This window comes from Serratia sp. CY32780 (genome assembly GCF_052169135.1).
Classification (GTDB): domain Bacteria; phylum Pseudomonadota; class Gammaproteobacteria; order Enterobacterales; family Enterobacteriaceae; genus Serratia; species Serratia sarumanii.
The window spans coordinates 82246-104698 of the sequence record NZ_JBJNLI010000003.1 but is presented as its reverse complement, the minus strand read 5'-3'; the positions used below and the strand labels follow the sequence as shown (position 1 = coordinate 104698).

18 protein-coding genes and 1 other RNA gene are annotated in these 22453 nt (G+C 62.0%); 10 read left to right on the top strand and 9 right to left on the bottom strand.

Going from position 1 to position 22453, the window contains the following annotated elements; translation table 11 throughout:
* The first annotated feature begins 22 nt into the window (after positions 1–22).
* Positions 23–1009, top strand: a complete 987-nt coding sequence (locus ACJ8HH_RS16780; RefSeq protein WP_033649007.1) for a glutathione S-transferase family protein — start codon at positions 23–25, stop codon at positions 1007–1009.
* 50 nt (positions 1010–1059) lie between these two features.
* On the opposite strand, the gene ACJ8HH_RS16775 is transcribed toward ACJ8HH_RS16780, so the two are convergent.
* The gene (locus tag ACJ8HH_RS16775; protein ID WP_004937113.1) at positions 1060–1956 is read right to left on the bottom strand and encodes a LysR family transcriptional regulator; all 897 of its coding nucleotides are present in this window, start codon (positions 1954–1956) and stop codon (positions 1060–1062) included.
* 107 nt (positions 1957–2063) lie between these two features.
* On the opposite strand from ACJ8HH_RS16775, the gene ACJ8HH_RS16770 reads away from it, so the two are divergent.
* Positions 2064–2765, top strand: coding sequence for a pirin family protein (locus tag ACJ8HH_RS16770; protein ID WP_033636111.1), 702 nt, complete (start codon positions 2064–2066; stop codon positions 2763–2765).
* A 57-nt stretch (positions 2766–2822) separates the two neighbouring features.
* On the opposite strand, the gene rnpB is transcribed toward ACJ8HH_RS16770, so the two are convergent.
* Positions 2823–3200: RNase P RNA component class A (rnpB, locus tag ACJ8HH_RS16765), an RNA gene on the bottom strand.
* Positions 3201–3241: 41 nt separating this feature from the next.
* On the bottom strand, positions 3242–4105 hold the full coding sequence (gene rsmI, locus ACJ8HH_RS16760; RefSeq protein WP_004937108.1) for a 16S rRNA (cytidine(1402)-2'-O)-methyltransferase: 864 nt from the start codon (positions 4103–4105) through the stop codon (positions 3242–3244).
* Positions 4106–4167: 62 nt separating this feature from the next.
* Between rsmI and ACJ8HH_RS16755 the strand changes: the two genes are divergently transcribed.
* The 4 genes from ACJ8HH_RS16755 to dolP are packed head-to-tail and all read left to right on the top strand — an operon-like array spanning position 4168 to position 7781.
* Positions 4168–6204 carry a penicillin-binding protein activator gene (locus ACJ8HH_RS16755; RefSeq protein WP_060451955.1) on the top strand — a complete coding sequence of 679 codons (2037 nt, stop codon included), beginning with the start codon at positions 4168–4170 and terminating at the stop codon, positions 6202–6204.
* On the top strand, positions 6201–6554 hold the full coding sequence (locus ACJ8HH_RS16750; protein WP_086556960.1) for a YraN family protein: 354 nt from the start codon (positions 6201–6203) through the stop codon (positions 6552–6554). Before ACJ8HH_RS16755 ends, ACJ8HH_RS16750 begins: the two co-directional genes overlap by 4 nt.
* Before the next feature lie 51 nt (positions 6555–6605).
* Entirely contained in the window at positions 6606–7196 is a 591-nt protein-coding gene (gene diaA, locus ACJ8HH_RS16745) for a DnaA initiator-associating protein DiaA (protein ID WP_004937103.1), read from the top strand.
* Positions 7197–7205: 9 nt separating this feature from the next.
* Positions 7206–7781 carry a division/outer membrane stress-associated lipid-binding lipoprotein gene (gene dolP / locus ACJ8HH_RS16740; RefSeq protein ID WP_033636114.1) on the top strand — a complete coding sequence of 192 codons (576 nt, stop codon included), beginning with the start codon at positions 7206–7208 and terminating at the stop codon, positions 7779–7781.
* Between the two features lie 39 nt (positions 7782–7820).
* On the opposite strand, the gene mtgA is transcribed toward dolP, so the two are convergent.
* The 3 genes from mtgA to arcB form a co-directional block, all read right to left on the bottom strand.
* Positions 7821–8552 (bottom strand): monofunctional biosynthetic peptidoglycan transglycosylase, encoded by a 732-nt coding sequence (mtgA, locus tag ACJ8HH_RS16735; RefSeq protein WP_060451954.1) that lies wholly within the window; start codon positions 8550–8552, stop codon positions 7821–7823.
* The gene (elbB, locus tag ACJ8HH_RS16730; RefSeq protein ID WP_047570433.1) at positions 8549–9202 is read right to left on the bottom strand and encodes an isoprenoid biosynthesis glyoxalase ElbB; all 654 of its coding nucleotides are present in this window, start codon (positions 9200–9202) and stop codon (positions 8549–8551) included. Before elbB ends, mtgA begins: the two co-directional genes overlap by 4 nt.
* A gap of 237 nt (positions 9203–9439) precedes the next feature.
* Complete coding sequence (gene arcB / locus ACJ8HH_RS16725) at positions 9440–11779, bottom strand: aerobic respiration two-component sensor histidine kinase ArcB (RefSeq protein WP_033649005.1); 2340 nt, start codon at positions 11777–11779, stop codon at positions 9440–9442.
* 411 nt (positions 11780–12190) lie between these two features.
* On the opposite strand from arcB, the gene ACJ8HH_RS16720 reads away from it, so the two are divergent.
* Positions 12191–12898 (top strand): acid phosphatase, encoded by a 708-nt coding sequence (locus ACJ8HH_RS16720; protein ID WP_033649004.1) that lies wholly within the window; start codon positions 12191–12193, stop codon positions 12896–12898.
* On the opposite strand, the gene ACJ8HH_RS16715 is transcribed toward ACJ8HH_RS16720, so the two are convergent.
* On the bottom strand, positions 12893–13825 hold the full coding sequence (locus ACJ8HH_RS16715) for a TIGR01212 family radical SAM protein (RefSeq protein WP_048321982.1): 933 nt from the start codon (positions 13823–13825) through the stop codon (positions 12893–12895). The genes ACJ8HH_RS16720 and ACJ8HH_RS16715 overlap by 6 nt on opposite strands.
* A gap of 691 nt (positions 13826–14516) precedes the next feature.
* Here ACJ8HH_RS16715 and gltB point away from each other — a divergent pair.
* The 3 genes from gltB (at position 14517) to ACJ8HH_RS16700 (ending at position 21055) form a co-directional block, all read left to right on the top strand.
* A complete protein-coding gene (gene gltB, locus ACJ8HH_RS16710; protein ID WP_048321983.1) occupies positions 14517–18977 on the top strand; it encodes a glutamate synthase large subunit in 4461 nt (1486 codons plus the stop codon).
* Between the two features lie 14 nt (positions 18978–18991).
* Positions 18992–20410, top strand: a complete 1419-nt coding sequence (locus ACJ8HH_RS16705) for a glutamate synthase small subunit (RefSeq protein ID WP_033649001.1) — start codon at positions 18992–18994, stop codon at positions 20408–20410.
* A gap of 165 nt (positions 20411–20575) precedes the next feature.
* Positions 20576–21055, top strand: a complete 480-nt coding sequence (locus ACJ8HH_RS16700) for a hypothetical protein (protein WP_033649000.1) — start codon at positions 20576–20578, stop codon at positions 21053–21055.
* Positions 21056–21118: 63 nt separating this feature from the next.
* Here the strand turns inward: ACJ8HH_RS16700 and sspB are convergent, their stop codons facing one another.
* Both sspB and sspA read right to left on the bottom strand, forming a co-directional pair.
* Entirely contained in the window at positions 21119–21619 is a 501-nt protein-coding gene (sspB, locus tag ACJ8HH_RS16695) for a ClpXP protease specificity-enhancing factor (RefSeq protein ID WP_004937084.1), read from the bottom strand.
* A gap of 5 nt (positions 21620–21624) precedes the next feature.
* The gene (gene sspA, locus ACJ8HH_RS16690; RefSeq protein ID WP_025304366.1) at positions 21625–22266 is read right to left on the bottom strand and encodes a stringent starvation protein SspA; all 642 of its coding nucleotides are present in this window, start codon (positions 22264–22266) and stop codon (positions 21625–21627) included.
* Positions 22267–22453: the final 187 nt, after the last annotated feature.

The following is a 22453-nucleotide window of genomic DNA, read 5'->3' as shown; positions in this document are numbered from 1 at the left end:
CTCGGACACCAAGGAGACTCCCATGGGACAACTCGTCGATGGCGTTTGGCAAGACATCTGGTATGACACCAAATCTACCGGCGGCCGTTTCAAACGTTCAACCGCTCAGTTTCGCAATTGGGTGACCGCCGACGGTCAGCCGGGCGAACACGGCGCGGGCGGCTTCCAGGCCGAAGCGGGTCGTTATCACCTGTACGTTTCTCTCGCCTGCCCCTGGGCGCACCGCACGCTGCTGATGCGCAAACTGAAAGGGCTGGAGCAGATCATTCCGGTCTCGGTGGTGCACCCGCTGATGCTGGAAAACGGCTGGACCTTCGGCCAGGATTTTCCTGAAACCACCGGCGATCCGCTGTATCACGCCGACTTCCTGTATCAGATCTACCTGCGGGCCGATCCGCACTACAGCGGGCGCGTAACCGTGCCGGTGCTGTGGGATAAACAGCAGCAAACCATCGTCAGTAACGAATCCGCCGATATCATCCGCATGTTCAACAGCGCGTTTGACGGCGTGGGCGCCCGCGCGGGCGATTACTACCCGGCCGATCTGCGCGGCAAAATCGATGAGCTGAACGGTTGGATTTACGATCAAGTGAACAACGGCGTGTACAAGGCCGGTTTCGCCACCAGCCAGGAAGCGTATGACGACGCGGTCAGCGGGGTCTTCAGCGCGCTCGAACGCCTGGAGCAGATCCTGGGGCAGCACCGCTACCTGACCGGCGATCGGCTGACCGAAGCCGATCTGCGTCTGTGGACCACGCTGGTGCGCTTCGATCCGGTGTACGTCACCCACTTCAAGTGCGACAAACACCGCATCAGCGACTACCTGAACCTGTACGGTTTCCTGCGCGACATCTACCAGATGCCGGGCATCGCCGAGACGGTCAGCCTGCCGCACATTCGCAACCACTACTACCGCAGCCACGCCACCATCAACCCGCACGGCATCATTTCCATCGGGCCGGCGCAGGATCTGGACGAGCCGCACGGCCGCGACCAGCGCTTCGGCTAAGGCAAAAAAATCCCCTTGCCGCCCGGCAAGGGGATGTCATCCAACCGGCGTTAGCGCTGTGCGAACAGGCGCGGAATTTCGCGCAGGAACCAGGCCTTCGCCTCCCCCATGCTGTCGCGCCGCCAGGCCATGATGATATCGGCTTCGCGGCTGTATTCCGGCCCCACCACGCGCAGCCGCCCGGCTTCGATATCTTTCTCCACCATCGGGTACGGCATGGTCGCCACCCCCAGCCCGGCCAGCAGCGCCAGGCGTTTGTCTTCGATGGTGCTCACCGTCAGGCGCTGTTGTTTATCCAGCAGCTGTACGGTCAACACCGGGCGCTCGCGGGCGGTATCCGCCACCGCGATGCCGCGGTACTTCACGCGGGTCACCTCGGACAACGGCTCCGGCTCCTGGTGGATCGGGTGATCCGGCGCGGCGACATAAACGCTCATCACCTTGTACAGTTTGCGGGTGTTGATCTCCGACGACGCGCGGAAGTGCATGTCCGGCGCGATCACGATGTCGGCGCGCCCCTGCTCCAGCCGTTCCCAGGCGCCCGCCAGCACCTCGGTGAAAATCGACACCTGGGTGTTGGCCTTCAGCGCCAGCTTGTCCACCAGCGGAAACAGCAGGCTCGGCGGCGACAGCGCTTCGCTGACGATGGTCAGGTGGGTTTCCCAACCGCGCGCCAGCGCTTCGGCGTCGGTGGTCAGCTTGTCGGCCGCTTCCAGCAGCACCCGCCCGCGCTCCAGCAACATGCGCCCCACGTTGGTGAACTTGGTGCGGTGGCCCGAACGGTCGAACAGCACCACGTCCAATTCTTCTTCCAATTTTTGCATGGTGTAACTGAGCGCCGACGGCACCCGGCCCAATTCGTCGGCGGCCGCGGCGAAGCTGCCGCGCCGGTCGATCGCGTCCATCACTCTCAGCGCCTCAAGCGTGAGCGCCCGATCTCTGGCCATCACATCCCTCTGTCAGGAAATTTGAATATGCCGACCAGATTAACTGGCTAACAATCCGACGTCCAGATGCTTACCATTTGGATAATGAATTTAGAGAGCCGATTGCCATGATCACATGCAGAACAGCACAACAATGCGGGCAAGCTGACTTTGGTTGGCTGCAGGCTCGCTACACCTTTTCCTTTGGTCACTACTTCGATCCCAAACTGATGGGCTACGCGTCGCTGCGGGTGCTGAATCAGGAGGTGCTGGCGCCGGGCGCGTCGTTCCAGCCGCGCACCTATCCCAGCGTGGATATCCTGAACCTGATCCTGCAGGGCGAGGCGGAATACCGCGACAGCGACGGCAACACCGCGCGCGCCAAAGCCGGTGAAGCGCTGCTGCTGGCCACCCAGCCGAGCCTGAGCTACAGCGAACAGAACGTCAGCAGCGATACGCCGCTGACTCGCCTGCAGCTGTGGCTGGACGCCTGCCCGGAACGCAACAACGAGCGGGTGCAGCGCCTGACGCTGCCGGCGGCGGGCAACCTGCTGCTGGCCTCGCCGGACGGCGCGCAGGGCAGCCTGCAGCTGCGCCAGCAGGTTTGGATCCACCATCTCGATCTGCAGCCGGGCGAAGAACAAACGCTGACGATTAACGGGCCGCGCGCCTATTTGCAGTCGATTCACGGCACCATCGCCGCCACCGGCGAGCGCCACGAAGAACAACGCCTGACCTGCGGCGACGGCGCCTTCGTGCGCGAGGAGAATCGCCTGACGATCCGCGCCGAGACGCCGCTGCGCGCACTGCTGATTGACCTGCCGGTGTAAGCCGGCCGGAAAACGAAAAACCCCGCGCAACTGGCGTTGCGCGGGGTTTTCTTTTGTCGAGGGAGTTGACCGGTAAGCCGGGTTCTGTCGTGGACAGTCATTCCTCTAGGCCAGCAATCGCTCACTGGCTCAAGCAGCCTACCCGGGTTCAGTACGGGCCGTACCATGTGAACCCCTATTTGGCCTTGCTCCGGGTGGAGTTTACCGTGCCACGAACTGTTGCCAGCCGCGCGGTGCGCTCTTACCGCACCCTTTCACCCTTACCTGATCCCGCTTGCGCGGGCCATCGGCGGTTTGCTCTCTGTTGCACTAGTCGTAGGCTTGCGCCTCCCAGGCGTTACCTGGCACCCTGCCCTATGGAGCCCGGACTTTCCTCCCCTCCATCTGTCTCCCCGAAGAGGACGGCAATGAAGCGGCGACTGTCTGGTCAACTCCGGCGCGGATAGTAGCGTCGCGGCGGCGGCAGGTCAACCGCTTTACGGCTGTTGTTGCTCCAGCGCGTGCTTATACAGCGCATTTTTCTTCACGCCGTGGATTTCCGCCGCCAGCGCCGCCGCCTTTTTCAGCGGCAGCTCTTTTTGCAGCAGCGCCAGCGTGCGCAGCGCCTCGAGCGGCAGCGCATCCTCCTGCGCCTTGTGGCCTTCGACGATCAGCACCATCTCGCCGCGGCGGCGCACTTCGTCTTCCTGCACCCACGCCAGCAGCTCGCCCACCGGCGCGCCGTGGATAGATTCCCAGGTTTTGGTCAGCTCGCGCGCCAGCACCACATAGCGCTGCGGCCCCCAGACGGTGACCATGTCCTGCAGGCTTTCCAGCAGGCGGTGAGTGGACTCGTAGAAAATCAGCGTGCGCGGTTCCTCCGCCAGCGCCATCAGCGTATCCTTGCGCCCCTTGGTTTTCGCCGGCAGGAAGCCCTCGTAGCAGAAACGGTCGGAAGCGACGCCCGCGGCGCACAGCGCGGTGGTGGCGGCGCAGGCGCCCGGCAACGGCACCACGCGAATGCCGGCCTCGCGGCAGCGGCGCACCAGGTGATAACCGGGATCGTTGATCAGCGGCGTGCCGGCGTCGGACACCAGCGCGATGCTCTGGCCCTCCTGCAGTTTCGCCAGCAGCTGATCGGCCTTTTGCTGTTCGTTGTGGTCATGCAGCGCGAACAGACGCGCGTTGATCGCGAAGTGTTGCAGCAGCAATCCGGTATGGCGCGTGTCTTCCGCCGCGATCAGATCAACGCTTTTCAGTACCTCTAACGCGCGGTGGGTGATATCGCCCAGATTGCCGATTGGGGTGGGCACCACATACAGCGTTGATGCAGAAATGACTGATTGTTGGTGTTGATTCATTGTTTCATCCGGGTTGCCGATTTAATATTGAGCATCTTGAAAAAAACATCACTGGATACAGTATGCTTTCCTCAACATTCGTTCGTACCAAAGCAGGGCGTTCCAAGCCTGTCCGACTTACCGCAGTCATCGCGGCCGCCCTTTTCCTGGCAGGCTGTCCAAGTCGGGCCCCGCAAACGCCGCCCGCCAATATACAGGACGAAGCGAGCGCCAGCTCCGATTACTACCTGCAGCAGTTGCAGCAAAGCAGCGATGATAACAAGGCTGACTGGCAATTACTTGCTATTCGCGCCTTGCTGCGTGAAGGAAAACTGCCGCAGGCCGGCGACCAGTTGAATCAGCTGCCGAAAAACCTCAGCGGCGCGCAGCAGACTGAACGCCAGTTGCTGACCGCCGAACTGCAGATCGCCAACAAGAGCTACGTCAGCGCCCGCAGCACGCTGGGCCACCTGGACAGCGGTTCGCTGTCGCCGAATCAGAAGGTGCGCTACTACCAGGCGCAGATCGCCGCCAATCAGGGCAAAGCGTCGCTGCCGTTGATCCGCGCCTATATCGCTCAGGAGCCGTTGCTGACCGGCAAACCGCATCAGGACAACCTGGATCAGACCTGGCAGGCGCTGCTGCAGCTGACGCCGCAGGAGATGAACAGCCTGGTGATCAACGCCGACGAGAACGTGCTGCAAGGCTGGCTGGATCTGCTGCGCGTCTATCAGGACAACAAGCAGGATCCCGATCTGCTGAAGGCCGGCATCAAAGACTGGCAGAACCGTTATCCGAAGAACCCGGCGGCCAAAACGCTGCCGGCTCGCCTGAACCAGGTGCTGAACTTCACCCAGGCCTCCACCTCGAAAATCGCCCTGCTGCTGCCGTTGAACGGCCAGGCGAAAGTGTTCGCCGACGCCATCCAGCAAGGCTTCGAAGCGGCGAAAAACGGCGGTTCCATGCCGGCGCCGCAGCCTCAAGCCGCGCCACCGGCCAGCGCACCGGCCCAAACGGCGCCGACCGATCAGGCCGCCACGGGTGACATCAACGCCAACGGCGCGGTCAGCCCTTCGGCGCAAGAAAGCCAGCCTGCCGTGACCGCCGCGCAACCCGCTGCGCCGTCCAGCGCGCCGATAACGCCGCCGCAGGCCGCCAACGCGCAGGTCAAAGTGTACGACACCACCAGCCAGCCGCTGGCCGCCTTGCTGAGCCAGGCGCAGCAGGATGGCGCCACCCTGGTGGTCGGGCCTCTGCTGAAAGAGAACGTCGATCAGCTGTCCGCCAGCACCACCACGCTGAACGTGCTGGCGCTCAACCAGCCGGAAACGCCGAAGGACAACCTGAACATCTGTTACTTCGCCCTGTCGCCGGAAGATGAAGCGCGCGACGCCGCTCGCCACATCTGGGAACAGCAGAAGCGTCAACCGCTGCTGCTGGTGCCGCGCGGCGCCTTCGGCGATCGCGTCGCCAAGGCCTTTAACCAGGAATGGCAGAAGCAAGGCGGGCAAACCGTGCTGCGTCAGGACATCGGCTCCGCCGGCGAGCTGCGCCAGATGGTGAACAGCGGCGGCATCCGCATGACCGGCACGCCGATGTCGAGCGCCCCGGCGCCGCAGAGCGTGACCATCGCCGGGCTGACCATTCCGGCGCCGCCGAGCGACGTGCCCGCCGCAACCGGCGGCGTCGACGCGGTGTATATCGTCGCCACGCAGTCTCAACTGACGCTGATCAAACCGATGATCGACATGGCCACCAGCTCGCGCGGCAAGCCGGCGATGTACGCCAGCTCGCGCAGCTACCAGGCCGGCGCCGGCCCGGACTTCCGTCTGGAAATGGAAGGCCTGCAGTTTAGCGATATCCCGCTGCTGGCCGGTTCAAACCCTCAGCTGTTGCAGCAGGCCAGCGCGCGCTTCCGCAACGACTACTCGTTGGTGCGCCTGTATGCGATGGGGATGGATGCCTGGACATTGGCCAACCACTTTGCTGAAATGCGCCAGCTGCCGGGCTTCCAGGTTTCCGGCACCACCGGTATGCTGAGCGCGTCGCCGAACTGCGTGATCAACCGTAAGCTGCCTTGGCTGCAATACCGTCAGGGCACGGTCGTTCCGGTCTCTTGAACCCACGCGCCTCAGGGGCGGGCTATGAGTTACTGGCCCGCCGTCACCTGGAACACGCCGGGCTCACCTTCTGCGCCGCCAACGTCGCGGTGCGCGGTGGTGAGCTCGACCTCATCATGCGCGACGGCGCTACCTGGGTATTCGTCGAAGTGCGCTACCGCCGCAACGACGCCTTCGGCGGCGCGGCCGCCAGCGTCACCTTTCGCAAACAACGGCGGTTGCTGCACGCCGCCGCCGTCTGGCTGGCGGGGCGCGGAGCCAGTTTTGACACATCATCTTGCCGTTTTGATGTTTTGGCCATTACCGGTAGCCAGTTAGAATGGATACCCAACGCCTTCAATGCGGATTAATCGGGGTTTTGCGGCGCAGACCGGCCCTTTGACTTAGTGGATTAATACAACGTGCTGGATAGAATTAAAGTCTGTTTTACCGAAAGCATCCAAACCCAGATCGCGGCGGCGGAAGCATTGCCGGACGCCATTTCCCGCGCTGCAATGACGCTGGTTCAATCCTTACTCAACGGCAACAAAATCCTGTGCTGCGGCAACGGCACCTCGGCGGCCAACGCGCAGCACTTCGCCGCCAGTATGATCAACCGTTTTGAAACCGAGCGCCCCAGCCTGCCGGCCATCGCCCTCAACGCCGACAACGTGGTGCTGACGGCGATCAGCAACGATCGGCTGCACGACGAAGTGTACGCCAAGCAGGTGCGCGCGCTCGGGCACACCGGCGACGTGCTGCTGGCGATTTCCACCCGCGGCAACAGCCGTGATATTGTGAAAGCGGTCGAGGCGGCCGTTACGCGCGATATGACCATCGTCGCGCTCACCGGCTACGACGGCGGCGAGCTGGCCGGGCTGCTCGGCCAGCAGGACGTCGAGATCCGCATCCCGTCGCACCGCAGCTCACGCATTCAGGAAATGCATATGCTGACCGTAAACTGCCTGTGCGACCTGATAGACAACACGTTATTCCCCCACCAGGACGATTAAGGAACTGAGATGAAGCTAAAAGCCACATTTGCAGTGCTGTCCAGCGCCCTGCTGTTGCAAGGCTGTATCGCCGGCGTCGTCGTCGGCAGTGCGGCCGTCGCCACCAAAACCGCCACCGACCCGCGCAGCGTAGGGACCCAGGTGGATGACGGCACGCTGGAAGCCAGGGTCGAAAACGCCCTGAGCAAAGACCAGCAGTTGAAGAAAGATGCCCGGGTGGTCGCCACCGCCTATCAGGGCAAGGTGCTGTTGACCGGCCAGTCGCCTAACGCCGATCTCACCGCGCGCGCCAAGCAGATCGCCATGGGCGTGGAAGGCACGAGCGAAGTGTATAACGAAATCCGTCAGGGCACGCCGGTCAGCCTGAGCACCGCGTCCTCCGACACCTGGATCACCACCAAGGTGCGTTCGCAGCTGTTGACCAGCGATACGGTGAAATCGTCCAACGTGAAGGTCACTACCGAAAACGGCGAAGTGTTCTTGCTGGGCCTGGTCACGCAGCAGGAAGGGCAGTCTGCGGCGCAGATCGCCAGCCAGGTCAGCGGCGTGAAGCACGTCACCACCGCCTTTACCTATGTGAAATAATCCGCTTGGCGGGAACGGCGCCCTGCCGTTCCCGCCCGTTTAATCCAGCGAGTTCTCGCGTAAAAACGCTTCCCCGCCCAGCTGCCGCATCTGGCGCATGATCCACTGTTGACGCTGCACCACATAGCCGGACGGCGCATCGGCCCTGAAACGATGCGGATTCGGCAATACCGCCGCCAGCAGCGCCGCCTCGGCCGCGCTCAGCCGTTTAGCCGGCTTATGGAAAAAGCGCTGTGAAGCCTCCTCCACGCCGAATACCCCGTCGCCGAACTCGACGATGTTCAGATACACCGTCAGAATGCGCCGTTTGGTCCACGCCAGCTCGATGCCCGACGTCAATCCGGCCTCCAGCCCTTTGCGCAGCCAGCTGCGGCCATCCCACAGAAACAGGTTCTTGGCGGTTTGCTGCGACAGCGTGGAGGCGCCGCGGATGCGCGTCGGGCGCTTCTCGTTGTGGCTGAGCGCCTTTTCAATGGCCGCCACGTCGAAGCCCCAATGGTCTGGAAACTTCTGATCCTCCGCCGCCATCACCGCCAGCGCCATTTGCGGCGAGATGTCGTCCATCGACACCCAGTCCGAATGGGCGACGTAGCCGAAGTCGCCGCTCAGCCAGGCGCTGACTTGCCTCTCCACCATCACGGCGGAAAACGGCACCGGCAGGAAGGCGAAGAGCACAATGCCCAACGCCCACAGGCCGAGGATCGCGATGACGCCGCGCTTCAGCCAATACCACGGGCGCGGCCGCCGCCATCCGCCGAGCGATTTTCTCATTCGGCCAGTTCCAGCACCCGCGCCACCAGCTTATCGATGCCGAGGGCCGCCTGCGCGATCGACGGCGCCAGCATATAGGCCGGCGTGGTCACGATCTTGTGATCGCTGTCCACCACGATGTCGTCCACCGGGCAAATCACCGGTTCGCCGCCCATGGCGTCAATCACTTCCCCCAGGTCCGGATCGTTGCCAATGGTCAGCCGCGCTTGTTGATCCAGCAGTTTCGGCAACAGCGCCGGCGCGATGCACATCAGGCCAATTGGTTTGTTGGCCTTATGCATCTCGCGCGTCAGGCGCGCCAAATCTTCATCGACCCAACATTCCGCGCCGGCTTCGGCGAAATTGCTGAGGTTCTTGGCGGCGCCAAAGCCGCCGGGCACGATCAGCGCATCCAGCTGCGCGGCCTCCGCCAGCGCCAGCGGCTGCACCGCGCCGCGGGCAATGCGCGCCGACTCAATCAGGACATTGCGCGTCTCCGCCATCTCATCACCCGATAAGTGATTAATAACATGGCGTTGTGGTTTATCAGGCGCAAAGCACACCGCCTGCGCGCCGGCACGATCCAACGCCAGCAGCGTCAGCACCGCTTCATGGATCTCCGTACCGTCATAAACGCCGCTGCCGCTGAGGACTACACCCACCTTTTTCATCACTCTTACTCCTGTCGCTGCTGTCAACTGGTTCGTGCTCGGAGTTGACAAACACTAATCTACATCACACATTTTAATGAATCTTCTAACAAGAGCGCTTACATTTGCTATGTTGTTGGCTGTATGATGTTTAGGAATTCGCTACAACCTGCTCGACCAGAACACTGAAACCAATACGCAGGTTCACAATTTCCCTGGTGTTGGCGCAATATTCGCGCACCCCGGCTTAGGTCGGGGTCATTTTTTTTCAGCGTTCTCTACCCAAGCCCGCAGTACCTGCACGTCGTTGCGCCACTCTTGCTTCAACTCATCCACCCAATCCTGCACGTTATCCCACCAGGCCGGCAGCGTCGGCGTTTGAATCTGCTGAGCCAGCTGCTGCAGATGGCGCAGACCGACCGAACCGGCGGCGCCCTTGATCTTGTGCCCTTCCTCGGTGATACCTTTCTGATCGCGCGCCGTCATGTTGGAGTCCAGCACCGCCAGATAGCCCGGCATCATCTGTTCGAACATTTCCAGGCTTTGGTGGATCAGCTGCGGGCCAACCAGATCCATGTACTGTTCCAGCATCGCGGTATCGAGTAACGACTCATTAATCTGCATCGCCTTGTGCTCCGTTTTCTTTGAAGTGTGAGAAGGTTGATGATCCCAATAGTGTTTGATGACCTGGGTCAACGCCGGCACCGACAACGGCTTGCTCAGCACATCGTCCATACCCGCCTCGAGATACTCTTTTTTGTCTTTCAGCACGTTGGCGGTCAGCGCAACAAGCGGCGGCAGCGCCTGCCCGGCATAGCGCTCACGCAGCGCCCGAGCGATGTCCAGCCCGGTCATGTCCGGCAGTTGAATGTCCAGCAGCACCAGATCGAACTCGTCCGGATCGAACATCGCCAGCGCGTCGTGGCCGTTCATCGCCACCTCGACGCTGTTGCCCAGTTTCTCCAGCACCGAGCGCGCCACGATCACATTCAGCTCGATATCCTCCACCAGCAGGATGTGCAGCGCCGGCAACGGCAGCTCCTCTTCCTCCGGCGCCGCGCTGACGGCTTCCTGCACCGCCGGCGCCTGGATGGTCAGAGTGAAGCAAGAACCGTGCCCCTGTTCGCTGCGCACGGTGATGTCGCCGCCCATGCTCTGCGCCAGTCGCTTGGAGACCGCCAGCCCGATGCCGGTGCCGGTGGCCGGGCGGCCGCCGCGCTGATCTTTCACCTGGTAATACATGGCGAAGATCTTGTCCTGCTCGTCCTGCGGGATGCCCATGCCCGAGTCTTCCACCTCGAACACCAGCTTCTCCTGCGCCTCGCGCCGCACGCGCACCACGATTTGCCCCTGCTGGGTGAATTTCACCGCGTTGCCGATCAGGTTCCACAAAATCTGCCGCAGGCGCGTACCGTCGGTCACGATCTGCTGCGGCAGCGGCGTCTGCGGCTCCATGATGAACTGCAGCCCTTTCGGCTGCGCCAGCAGGCCGGAGAGATTCTCCAGATCCGCCAGGAAACCGGTGAAGTCCACCGGCTGGTTGTCGAGCTGCACCTTGCGCCGCTCGAGCTTGTCCATTTCGATAATGTCGTTGAAGATATTGCCGAGGGTGATGGCGCTGACGTGAATGGTCTTCAGGTATTTCAGCTGCTCGTCGTTCAGCTCGGTATCGAGCAGGATGCGGCTCAGGCCGACGATGCCGTTAAGCGGCGTACGCAGCTCGTGGCTGATGGTGGAGATAAAGGTGGTCTTCTCCCGGCTGGCGTTCTCCAGCGCGTCCTGGTAGCGCTTACGCTCGGTAATATCGCGGCCGAAGCCCATCAGCCCGTGGCGTTTGCCCACCCGGTCGTAAAACGGCACCTTGCGCAGTTCGAAACAGGCCTTGCGGCCGTCGGGATACACCAGCCATTGTTCGTAGGTCAGCGAAACGTTGTGGCGGAACACCTTCTCGTCGGTCTCAATGACCTTTTCGGCGATCTCCTGGCCGTAGACGTCGAACGGCGTCAGGCCGATCAGCTGCTTCTCGCTCTTGCCGGTCAGCAGCTCCATCGCGCGGTTGCAGCCGGAGAACTCTTTGTCTTCGTTGCGGTAGTAGACCAGGTCCGGCGAGGCGTCGAGGAAGGAACGCAGCAGCGCCGACTGCTGGCCCAGCTCAATCTGCGCCAGCTCGCGCTGTTCCATCTCTTCCGTCAGCTTCTCCATCACCTGCAGGCGCTCTTCTTCCGCCTTGATGCGATCGGCGATCTCCTGATTCAGCTGGCTGATATTGTCTTTGAGCTGCTGATTGAGCTCCAGATCGCGGTGGCGCATCTCTTCCAGCTTGTCCACCAGCCGCGCCAGCCGTTGGCGCGACTCCTCCAGCTGCTCCACCACCACCGAGAGGAAGTAGACCGCCCACGGGGTGATCAACAGGCCGAAGAAGATTGAACGCACCACGTCGATGCTTTCCACTTCGCCGCGCAGCAGCATGGTCACCGCCATCTGCACCACCATCGCCAGCACCACCAGCGCCGAGGCCAGCAGCAGCGAGAAGCGCACCAACCCCAGTTTCACCATTAAATCAACGTAGTACTGGGCCAACACCCGGATTTGCTTCATAGCGGCTCCCATCAGACACAATCTTTTGAATCATACCGTAAATTTTTCCGCCGTGTCTGAGAGTCAAGTCCTGCTAACGGAAAATAGCGGCGTCTGGCGTGCATCGGGCGGTTCATTGCCGTCGACACCGTGGAAAAGCACGTTGATCAATCCGCTCATACTTAGGGATTAATCACTTGTAACTAAAAGACTTTTTATGTGACGCACCCCACACCTCAGCCGCTTGAGAAGGCCTTTCCGTTAATATATTAATGATGCACCGTGCATGACGCATGCTTTAGCAGACACGGATAGCGAAGCCCTGAGGCTTGAAGTAAGGGAAAGGATGTTATCCCGCGGTTTACTTTCACCGGCAGCAGCGTTGTGGCCAGCCCGGCAGGCTTCCTCATTTCCCTGACGTGAGGATTGACCATGTTAACCATCTATCGCACTACCCTGTTCGTCCTGTCTTTGACCGTTATTTTGCCCCTGAAGGCCGCCACTGCCGTGACCGGCTATCTGAGTGCAGAGCAACGGCAAATCGCCACGCTGTTGCCGCCGCCGCCTTCAACGGATACGCCGCAGAATCGGGCGGATCTGCAGGCGGTGCTGGCCATTCAGGCTAACCGCACGGCGGAACAAATCGCCAAAGCCAAGCGGGACGACCACCTGGAAGACGCCGCCTTCCCCTTCGCCCGCGAGATCTTCGGCCCGACCTTTACCGTCGATCGCCATCCGCTCACCGCCGCCCTGTTCCGCCGGGTCTATCAGGACTTTGAACAAAGCCTGATGCCCGCCAAGGCCTTCTATGGCCGCCCGCGCCCCTATGAGGCCGACAGCCGCGTGAAACCGCTGCTGCCGCCGCCGGAAGGCGATTCCTACCCTAGCGGACACGCGATGGACAGCTACCTGACGGCACTCCTGTTGGCGCAGATGGTGCCGGAAAAACGCAGCGCGCTGTTTGAGCGGGCGGCAAGCAATGCGCAAAGCCGGGTGATTGCCGGCGTTCACTACCCGAGCGATCTGGAAGGCGGCAAGTTGGCGGCGACGGCGCTCGCCGCACGACTGCTGGCGAATCCGCAGCTGCAGGCCGATCTGCAGCGCGCCCGCGTGGAGGTGCGCGCCAACCTGCAGTTATAACGTCGGTGAATAATGCAGGGCGGCATCCAGCGCGCTGCCCTGCCCGCCGTATTGCTGCAGATAAGCACCCACCGCCTGCATGCCGCGCCAGCGGTTTTCGCACCACAGCGGCGCCAGCAGCGTAGGCCGACGGGCGCTGGCGGACAGGCGGTGATACACCACCTCGCCCGGCGTGTGGCGGATCATCTCCCCGGCGCTGACGGCGTAATCTTCCAGCGCCAGTTCGGGCAAGCGCCCGGCGCGCCACGCGCGGGCCAGGGTGCTACCGGTAACGACGTGCAGCGGATGCAGCTTGATGCCATCCACGCCGCTCTCCACCACCCGCTGCAGCGTGAGCAGATGATCGCGCTGGGTTTCTCCCGGCAGCCCGACGATCAGATGGCAGCACACCTTCAGCCCGCGCTGCCGAGCCCGTTGCGCGGTCTGCTGATAGCAGCGGAAATCATGGCCGCGGTTGATGCGTTTGAGCGTTTTATCGTGCGCCGTCTGCAGCCCCAGCTCCAGCCACACTTCATAACCCTCTTCGCGATACCCCGTCAGCAGATCCAATGCGGCGGGCGGCACGCAGTCCGGGCGAGTGCCGACGCACAGGCCGACCATGTCGCTCTGCGCCAACGCCTGCCGATACATCGACGCCAGCAGTTCGACCTCCGCATAGGTGCTGGTATAGGCCTGAAAATAGGCCAGATAGCGCCGCGCCCGGTCGACCCGCGCGGCCTGCTGCGCCAGCTGTTCGGCGATACTTTGCCGCTGCATCGCCTCATCGGCGAATGAAGCGACGTTGCAAAACGTACAGCCGCCGCGCCCCAACGTGCCGTCGCGGTTAGGGCAGTTGAATCCGCCATGCAGCGTGAGTTTATGGATCTTTTCGCCATGGCGGCGCTGGAGATCCGCGCCAAACATATTGACTAATTGCGGCAACTGCATAATCTTGGTGATTCTCTGTGTTCAAAGCCGCGATGCTAATAAGAAACGGCTTTTCCCGCGATGACAGAGATCAACGCTTTCCCCGCAAGGCGCCACCAGGCATAACTATTCATCATAAACGCAAATCAATTCACTATAATTCTGATGAATTATTCTAATCGTCACGCAACCGTTAACGGCAATATGACAACACGGTGAAAAATAGTCATAAACATCAACTAAGCAATATCTTATAGAATAAAACTCTGCCATTAACCCCCGCACTAGCATGGTGCAGAGATTAAGGGGTTGCACTATAGTGAGACAGCTCACACTTCTGCGGGGATCGGCGTTGCCCCACGATAGTGCAAAAATGCATTAAACACCTTATTTTTCAAATAAATAAACACCATAAATTCGATAAGAATCTATCTTAAGCCCACATTTGACCTGCGAATTCTTTCTCGCTAAGTTGGAAGTCCGCTGGAAGCTTTCTGGACGGGCAAACGTCTCGTCATATTTATGCAGTAATTGAAGACTCCCTCTTAAAACAAGTCCTATACCACTTGTGAGACCGTCACGAGAGGCCATTGATGGAGGGCGGAAAAGCAGATTGGCGGGGTTAACTTGCTGATTGGACTTCTGCCTGAAATTGGGAAGCCCCCTCGCAGTAGGTTGTGAGAGTCACGCAGAGCCTGGGGAGGTTCACGATATGTTGTACGATAAATCCCAAGAGAGGGACAACTGTGGTTTCGGCCTGATCGCCCACATAGAAGGCGAACCTAGCCACAAGGTGGTGCGCACCGCCATTCACGCGCTGGCCCGCATGCAGCACCGCGGCGCGATCCTGGCCGACGGCAAGACCGGCGACGGCTGCGGTCTGTTGCTGCAAAAACCCGATCGCTTCTTCCGCATGGTGGCGGAAGAGCGCGGCTGGCGTTTGGCCAAGAACTACGCCGTCGGCATGATGTTCCTCAGCCAGAATGAAGAGGAAGCGCGCCTCAGCCGCCGCATCGTGGAAGAAGAGCTGCAAAACGAAACGCTGTCGATCGTCGGCTGGCGCGAAGTGCCGACCAACCCGGACGTGCTGGGTGAAATCGCCCTCTCCTCCCTGCCGCGCATCGAGCAAATCTTCGTTAACGCCCCGGCCGGCTGGCGCCCGCGCGATATGGAGCGCCGCCTGTTCGTGGCGCGCCGCCGCATCGAGAAACGCGTGCAGGACAACAGCTTCTACGTCTGCAGCTTCTCCAATCTGGTGACGATCTATAAAGGCCTGTGCATGCCTGCGGATCTACCGCGCTTCTATCTCGATCTGGCGGACCTGCGCCTGGAATCGGCCATTTGCCTGTTCCACCAGCGCTTCTCCACCAACACCGTGCCGCGCTGGCCGCTGGCGCAGCCGTTCCGCTACCTGGCGCACAACGGCGAAATCAACACCATCACCGGCAACCGCCAATGGGCGCGTGCCCGTACCTACAAATTCCAAACGCCGCTGATCCCGGATCTGCAGGCCGCTGCGCCGTTCGTCAACGAAACCGGCTCCGACTCCAGTTCGCTGGACAACATGCTGGAGCTGCTGCTGGCGGGTGGGATGGATCTCATCCGCGCCATGCGCCTGCTGGTGCCGCCGGCCTGGCAGAACAACCCGGACATGGACGGCGATCTGCGCGCCTTCTTCGACTTCAACTCGATGCACATGGAGCCGTGGGACGGCCCGGCCGGCATCGTGATGTCCGACGGCCGCTACGCCGCCTGTAACCTCGATCGCAACGGCCTGCGCCCGGCGCGCTATGTGATCACCAAAGACAAGCTGATCACCTGCGCCTCCGAAGTCGGCATCTGGGATTACCAGCCGGATGAAGTGGTGGAAAAAGGCCGCGTCGGCCCCGGCGAGCTGATGGTGATCGACACCCGCAGCGGCCGCATTCTGCACTCGGCGGAAACCGACAACGATCTGAAAAGCCGCCACCCGTATAAAGAGTGGATGGAGAAAAACGTCAAACGTCTGGTGCCGTTCGAAGATCTGCCGGACGATCAGGTCGGCAGCCGCGAACTCGACGACGCACAGCTCGAAACCTACCAGAAACAGTTCGGCTACAGCAGCGAAGAGCTGGATCAGGTGATCCGCGTGCTGGGCGAGATCGGCCAGGAAGCCACCGGTTCGATGGGCGACGATACCCCGTTCGCCGTGCTCTCCAGCCGGCCGCGCATCGTTTACGACTATTTCCGCCAGCAGTTCGCGCAGGTCACCAACCCGCCGATCGATCCGCTGCGCGAAGCGCACGTCATGTCGCTGGCCACCAGCATCGGCCGTGAAATGAACGTGTTCTGCGAAGCCGAAGGCCAGGCGCACCGCCTGAGCTTCAAATCGCCGATCCTGCTGTACTCCGATTTCAAACAGCTCACCACGCTGGAAGGCGAATACTATCGCGCCGAGACGCTCGATCTGACCTTCGATCCGCAGCAACAGGATCTGGAGCAGACCATTCGCGCCCTGTGCGACGAAGCGGAACGCAAGGTGCGCGAAGGCGCGGTGCTGTTGGTGCTGTCCGACCGCGCCATCGCGCCCGGCCGCCTGCCGGTCCCGGCCCCGATGGCCGTTGGCGCCGTGCAAACCCGCCTGGTGGAGAAAAGCCTGCGCTGCGACGCCAACCTGATCGTTGAAACCGCCAGCGCCCGCGATCCGCACCACTTCGCCGTGCTGCTCGGCTTCGGCGCGACCGCCATCTACCCGTACCTGGCCTATGAAACCCTGGCCAAGCTGGTGGACAGCCAGGCGATCGACAAGAAATACCGCGACGTGATGCTGAACTACCGCAACGGCATCAATAAAGGCCTGTACAAGATCATGTCCAAAATGGGCATCTCGACCATCGCCTCTTACCGCTGCTCCAAGCTGTTCGAAGCGGTCGGCCTGCATCGCGATCTGGCGGATCTGTGCTTCCAGGGCGTGGTCAGCCGCATCGGCGGCGCCAGCTTCAGCGACTTCCAGCAGGATCTGCAGAACCTTTCCAAGCGCGCCTGGCTGAAACGCAAACCGCTGGAGCAAGGCGGCCTGCTGAAGTTCGTGCACGGCGGCGAATACCACGCCTACAACCCGGACGTGGTGAACTCGCTGCAAAAAGCGGTGCACAGCGGGGAATATAGCGACTATCAGGCCTACGCCAAGCTGGTGAACGAGCGGCCGGTCGCCATGCTGCGCGATCTGCTGGCCATCACGCCGAAAGGCGAACCGATCCCGGTCGATCAGGTTGAACCGGCGGAGTCGCTGTTCAAACGCTTCGACACCGCGGCGATGTCGATCGGCGCACTGAGCCCGGAAGCGCACGAGTCGCTGGCGATCGCCATGAACGGCCTCGGCGGCTTCTCCAACTCCGGCGAAGGCGGCGAAGATCCGGCGCGCTACCGCACCGACAAGGTGTCGCGCATCAAACAGGTGGCCTCCGGCCGCTTCGGCGTGACGCCGGCCTACCTGGTGAACGCCGACGTGATCCAGATTAAGGTGGCGCAGGGCGCCAAACCGGGCGAAGGCGGCCAGCTGCCGGGCGACAAGGTCACTCCGTACATCGCCAGACTGCGTTACTCGGTGCCGGGCGTAACGCTGATCTCCCCGCCGCCGCACCACGACATCTACTCAATCGAAGATCTGGCACAGCTGATCTTCGACCTGAAGCAGGTCAACCCGAAAGCGGTGATCTCGGTGAAACTGGTTTCCGAGCCGGGCGTCGGCACCATCGCCACCGGCGTGGCGAAAGCCTATGCCGATCTGATCACCATCGCCGGTTACGACGGCGGCACCGGCGCCAGCCCGCTGTCCTCGGTGAAATACGCCGGCTGTCCGTGGGAGCTGGGCCTGGTGGAAACCCAGCAGGCGCTGGTGGCCAACGGCCTGCGCCACAAGATCCGCCTGCAGGTGGACGGCGGCCTGAAAACCGGCGTCGACATCGTCAAGGCGGCGATCCTGGGCGCGGAAAGCTTCGGCTTCGGCACCGGGCCGATGGTGGCGCTGGGCTGCAAATACCTGCGCATCTGCCACCTCAACAACTGCGCGACCGGCGTCGCGACTCAGGACGACAAGCTGCGCCGCGATCACTACCACGGCCTGCCGGAACGCGTGACGAATTACTTCCAGTTTATCGCGCGTGAAACCCGCGAGATCATGGCACAGCTGGGCGTGAGCCAGCTGGTGGATCTGATCGGCCGCACCGAGTTCCTGACCGAGCTGGACGGCATCTCCGCCAAGCAGAACAAGCTGGATCTGTCGCCGCTGCTGAAAACCGCCACGCCGCATCCGGGCAAAGCGGTGTACTGCACCGAAAGCAGCAACCCGGCGTTCGACAAGGGCCTGCTGAACAAAGAGCTGCTGGCGCAGGCGCAGCCGCATATCGAAGCGAAGCAGGGTAAAACCTTCTACTTCGACATTCGCAACACCGACCGCTCCGTGGGCGCCATGCTGTCCGGCGCAATCGCCGACGTGCACGGCGATCAGGGCATGGCGGCCGATCCGATCAAGGCGCACTTCTCCGGCACCGCCGGGCAGAGCTTCGGCGTCTGGAACGCCGGCGGCGTCGAGCTGACCCTGACCGGCGACGCCAACGACTATGTCGGCAAAGGCATGGCCGGCGGCAGCATCGCGGTGCGTCCGCCGATCGGCTCCGCCTTCCGCAGCCATGAAGCCAGCATCGTCGGCAACACCTGCCTGTACGGCGCCACCGGCGGCAAACTGTTCGCCGCCGGCCGCGCGGGCGAACGCTTCGCGGTGCGCAACTCCGGCGCCATCACCGTGGTGGAAGGCATCGGCGACAACGGCTGCGAATACATGACCGGCGGCATCGTCTGCGTGCTGGGTAAAACCGGCATCAACTTCGGCGCCGGCATGACCGGCGGCTTCGCCTACGTGCTGGACGAAGACGGCGAGTTCCGCAAGCGCGTGAACCCGGAGCTGGTGGAAGTGCTGGATGTCGATCAGTTGGCGATCCATGAGGAGCACCTGCGCGGCCTGATCACCGAACACGTGCAGGCGACCGGCTCTTCCCGCGCGGAAGAGATCCTGGCCAACTGGCCGGAATGGGCGCCGAAGTTCGCCCTGGTCAAACCGAAGTCCAGCGATGTCAAAGCGCTGTTGGGTCACCGTAGCCGTTCCGCAGCCGAGCTGCGGGTGCAGGCGCAGTAAGAGGTAGGTCATTAATGAGCCAGAACGTTTATCAATTTATCGACCTGCAGCGTGTTGATCCGCCAAAGAAACCGCTGAAGATCCGCAAAATCGAGTTCGTCGAGATCTACGAACCGTTTTCGGAAACCCAGGCCAAGGCCCAGGCTGACCGCTGTCTGTCCTGCGGCAACCCGTATTGCGAGTGGAAGTGCCCGGTGCACAACTACATCCCGAACTGGCTGAAGCTGGCCAACGAAGGCCGCATCATGGAAGCGGCGGACCTGGCGCATCAGACCAACAGCCTGCCGGAAGTGTGCGGCCGCGTGTGCCCGCAGGATCGCCTGTGCGAAGGCTCCTGCACCCTGAACGACGAGTTCGGCGCGGTCACCATCGGTAATATCGAGCGCTACATCAGCGATAAGGCCATCGAAATGGGCTGGAAGCCGGACATGTCACACGTGCAGCCGACCGGCAAGCGCGTGGCGATCGTCGGCGCTGGCCCCGCCGGGCTGGCCTGCGCCGACGTGCTGACCCGCAACGGCGTCAAGGCGGTGGTGTATGACCGTCATCCTGAGATCGGCGGCCTGCTGACCTTCGGTATCCCGGCCTTCAAGCTGGAAAAGGAAGTGATGGTCAAACGCCGCGGCATTTTCAGCGAGATGGGCATCGAGTTCCAGCTGAACACCGAAGTGGGCAAAGACGTCAGCATGGAGACCTTGCTGAGCGAGTACGATGCGGTATTCCTCGGCGTCGGCACCTATCAGTCGATGCGCGGCGGCCTGGAGAACGAGGAAGCGCAGGGCGTGTACGACGCGCTGCCGTTCCTGATCGCCAACACCAAGCAGCTGATGGGGTATGAAGCCGATCAGCACGAGCCTTACGTCAGCATGGAAGGCAAGCGGGTGGTGGTGCTGGGCGGCGGCGATACCGCCATGGACTGCGTGCGCACCTCGGTGCGCCAGGGCGCGACGCAGGTCATCTGCGCCTACCGCCGCGACGAAGCCAACATGCCTGGCTCCAAGCGCGAAGTGAAGAACGCCCGGGAAGAAGGGGTGGACTTCCAGTTCAACCTGCAGCCGCTGAGCATCGAACTGAACAGCGCCGGCCGCGTGGCCGGGGTGAAAATGGTGCGTACCCAGCTGGGCGCGCCGGATGCCAACGGCCGTCAGGCGGCGGAGCAGGTACCGGGTTCCGAACACGTGATCGACGCGGACGCGGTGGTGATGGCGTTCGGCTTCCGCCCGCACCGCATGGACTGGCTGGCGGCGCACGACGTGCAGCTCGATAAACAGGGCCGCATCCTGGCGCCGGAAGGTAGCGACAACGCGTTCCAGACCAGCAACCCGAAAATTTTCGCCGGCGGTGACGCGGTGCGCGGCTCCGACCTGGTGGTGACAGCGATTGCCGAAGGCCGCAAAGCGGCAGATGGCATCATGAACTACCTGGAAGTGTAAACCTTCCGTACCATCGGAGGCCCGGCATATTGCCGGGCCTCCGTTTTTAGCCTGTCACGCTTTGTCACTCCTCCCCCTCTCCTCACCGTCTCAACGCGCTATAGTATTGAGTTGACACCATTGCGGGGCGCGGCTGCGCCTGACACCGAGATAAGGATAGCGAACATGAAATGCTCCATTTCCCTGTTGGCCGGCGCGCTGCTGGCCGTCAGTTTCAGCGCTTCAGCCATGGCGCTGGATTCGCAGGAGGTTGGTTACAATATCGAAGCGCGCGGCGCGCGGCCGGTCGTGGCTCAGTTAGGCAAGGCCGGGCAGTTCAACGCCGTGGAAAACAGCATCCGGCTGGGGGACGACAATTGGATTGCCCTGGCGCCCAAGCTGGCCGGCGGCGGCAATGCCGGCTTTACCGCCGGCATCAAATCGGCCCTCTCCGCCGCCCTGATCTACAATCCGGCGGCGGTGTTGCAGGCGCTCAACAAAGGCAACGATCTGCCGCTCAATGACATTTGCACCGCGCCGCCGGAAGTGCAAGGCGACACCGCCGTCACCAGTTTCCGCCAGCGCGCAACCCGCGCCTTGTCCACCGTGCGCGTAGGCGATCTCAGCGCGCCGCGCGATGCCTGCATTGCCGCCTTGAAAGGCTGATTCATTTCTGCCGGGCAAAAAAAAAGCACCCCATAGGGTGCTTTTTCGTTTGTTCGCGCGGGCTTATTTCACCACGCGCAGCGCCGGGCGGCCACCGCGCGGCGGCTGCGGCGGTTCGTCGTCCGGGCCGTTGTCTTCCGCGGTGTCCGGGCGATCGCCGTCGATCACGGACATCAGCGTTTCCGAAGGGATCGTCTCATTGTCCAGGCCTTCGAACACGCCTTCGCTCTCGTCGTAGGCGGCTTCCGGTTCGAACATCGTGCCGGCACCGTTTTCACGCGCATAGATCGCCAACACGGCGGCCATCGGCACCGAAACCTGACGCGGCACGCCGCCGAAGCGCGCGTTGAACTGCACGTCTTCGTTACCCAACGCCAGGTTGCCTACCGCCCGCGGCGCGATATTCAGCACGATCTGGCCGTCACGCGCGAACTCCATCGGCACCTGCACGTCCGGGCGAGTCACGTCGACCACCAGGTGCGGCGTCAGCTGGTTATCCAGCAGCCAGTCGTAGAACGCCCGCAGCAGATACGGGCGACGCGGCGTCATCTGAGACATGTCCATCGCGCTTAGCCCCGGGTCTGCAGGCGCATTTCACGCTCGGCTTCGGTCAGGGAAGCCAGGAAGGCGTCGCGTTCGAAGACGCGGGTCATGTAGCCTTTCAGCTCTTTGGAGCCGGCACCGCTCAATTCGATGCCCAGCTGCGGCAGACGCCACAACAGCGGCGCCAGGTAGCAATCCACCAGGCTGAACTCTTCGCTCATGAAATACGGCGTCTGACCAAAGATCGGCGCGATCGCCAGCAGCTCTTCACGCAGTTGGCGACGGGCAGATTCCGCTTCCTGGCCGCTGCTCTTCTCGATCTTGTCCATCAGCGAGTACCAGTTCTTCTCGATGCGCAGCATCATCAGACGGCTCTCGCCACGGGCAACCGGGTAAACCGGCATCAGCGGCGGGTGCGGGAAACGCTCATCCAGGTATTCCATGATGATGCGGGATTCATACAGGGTCAGTTCGCGATCGACCAGCGTAGGCACCGTCTGGTAAGGGTTGAGGTCAATCAGATCTTGCGGCAGGTTATCCATTTCGACCTGCTCGATCTCGACGCTGACACCTTTCTCCGCCAGTACGATACGTACTTGATGGCTAAAAATGTCGGTCGGGCCAGAGAACAGCGTCATTACCGAACGTTTGTTGGCAGCGACAGCCATGAAAACCTCCAAGTTATCTAGAAAATACTGCGAATAGCCAACTGACAGGCTGCTATCCTGAATAATCTTGCCGCAGGCCGGCAGCACGCAGCGCGACCCGAGCCCATGAAAAACCGGCCCAGGGGGTCAACTGCACGGCGAACAGGCGCAAAAGTGGGTGATAGTTTACCAGATTTTGCTTGTTTTG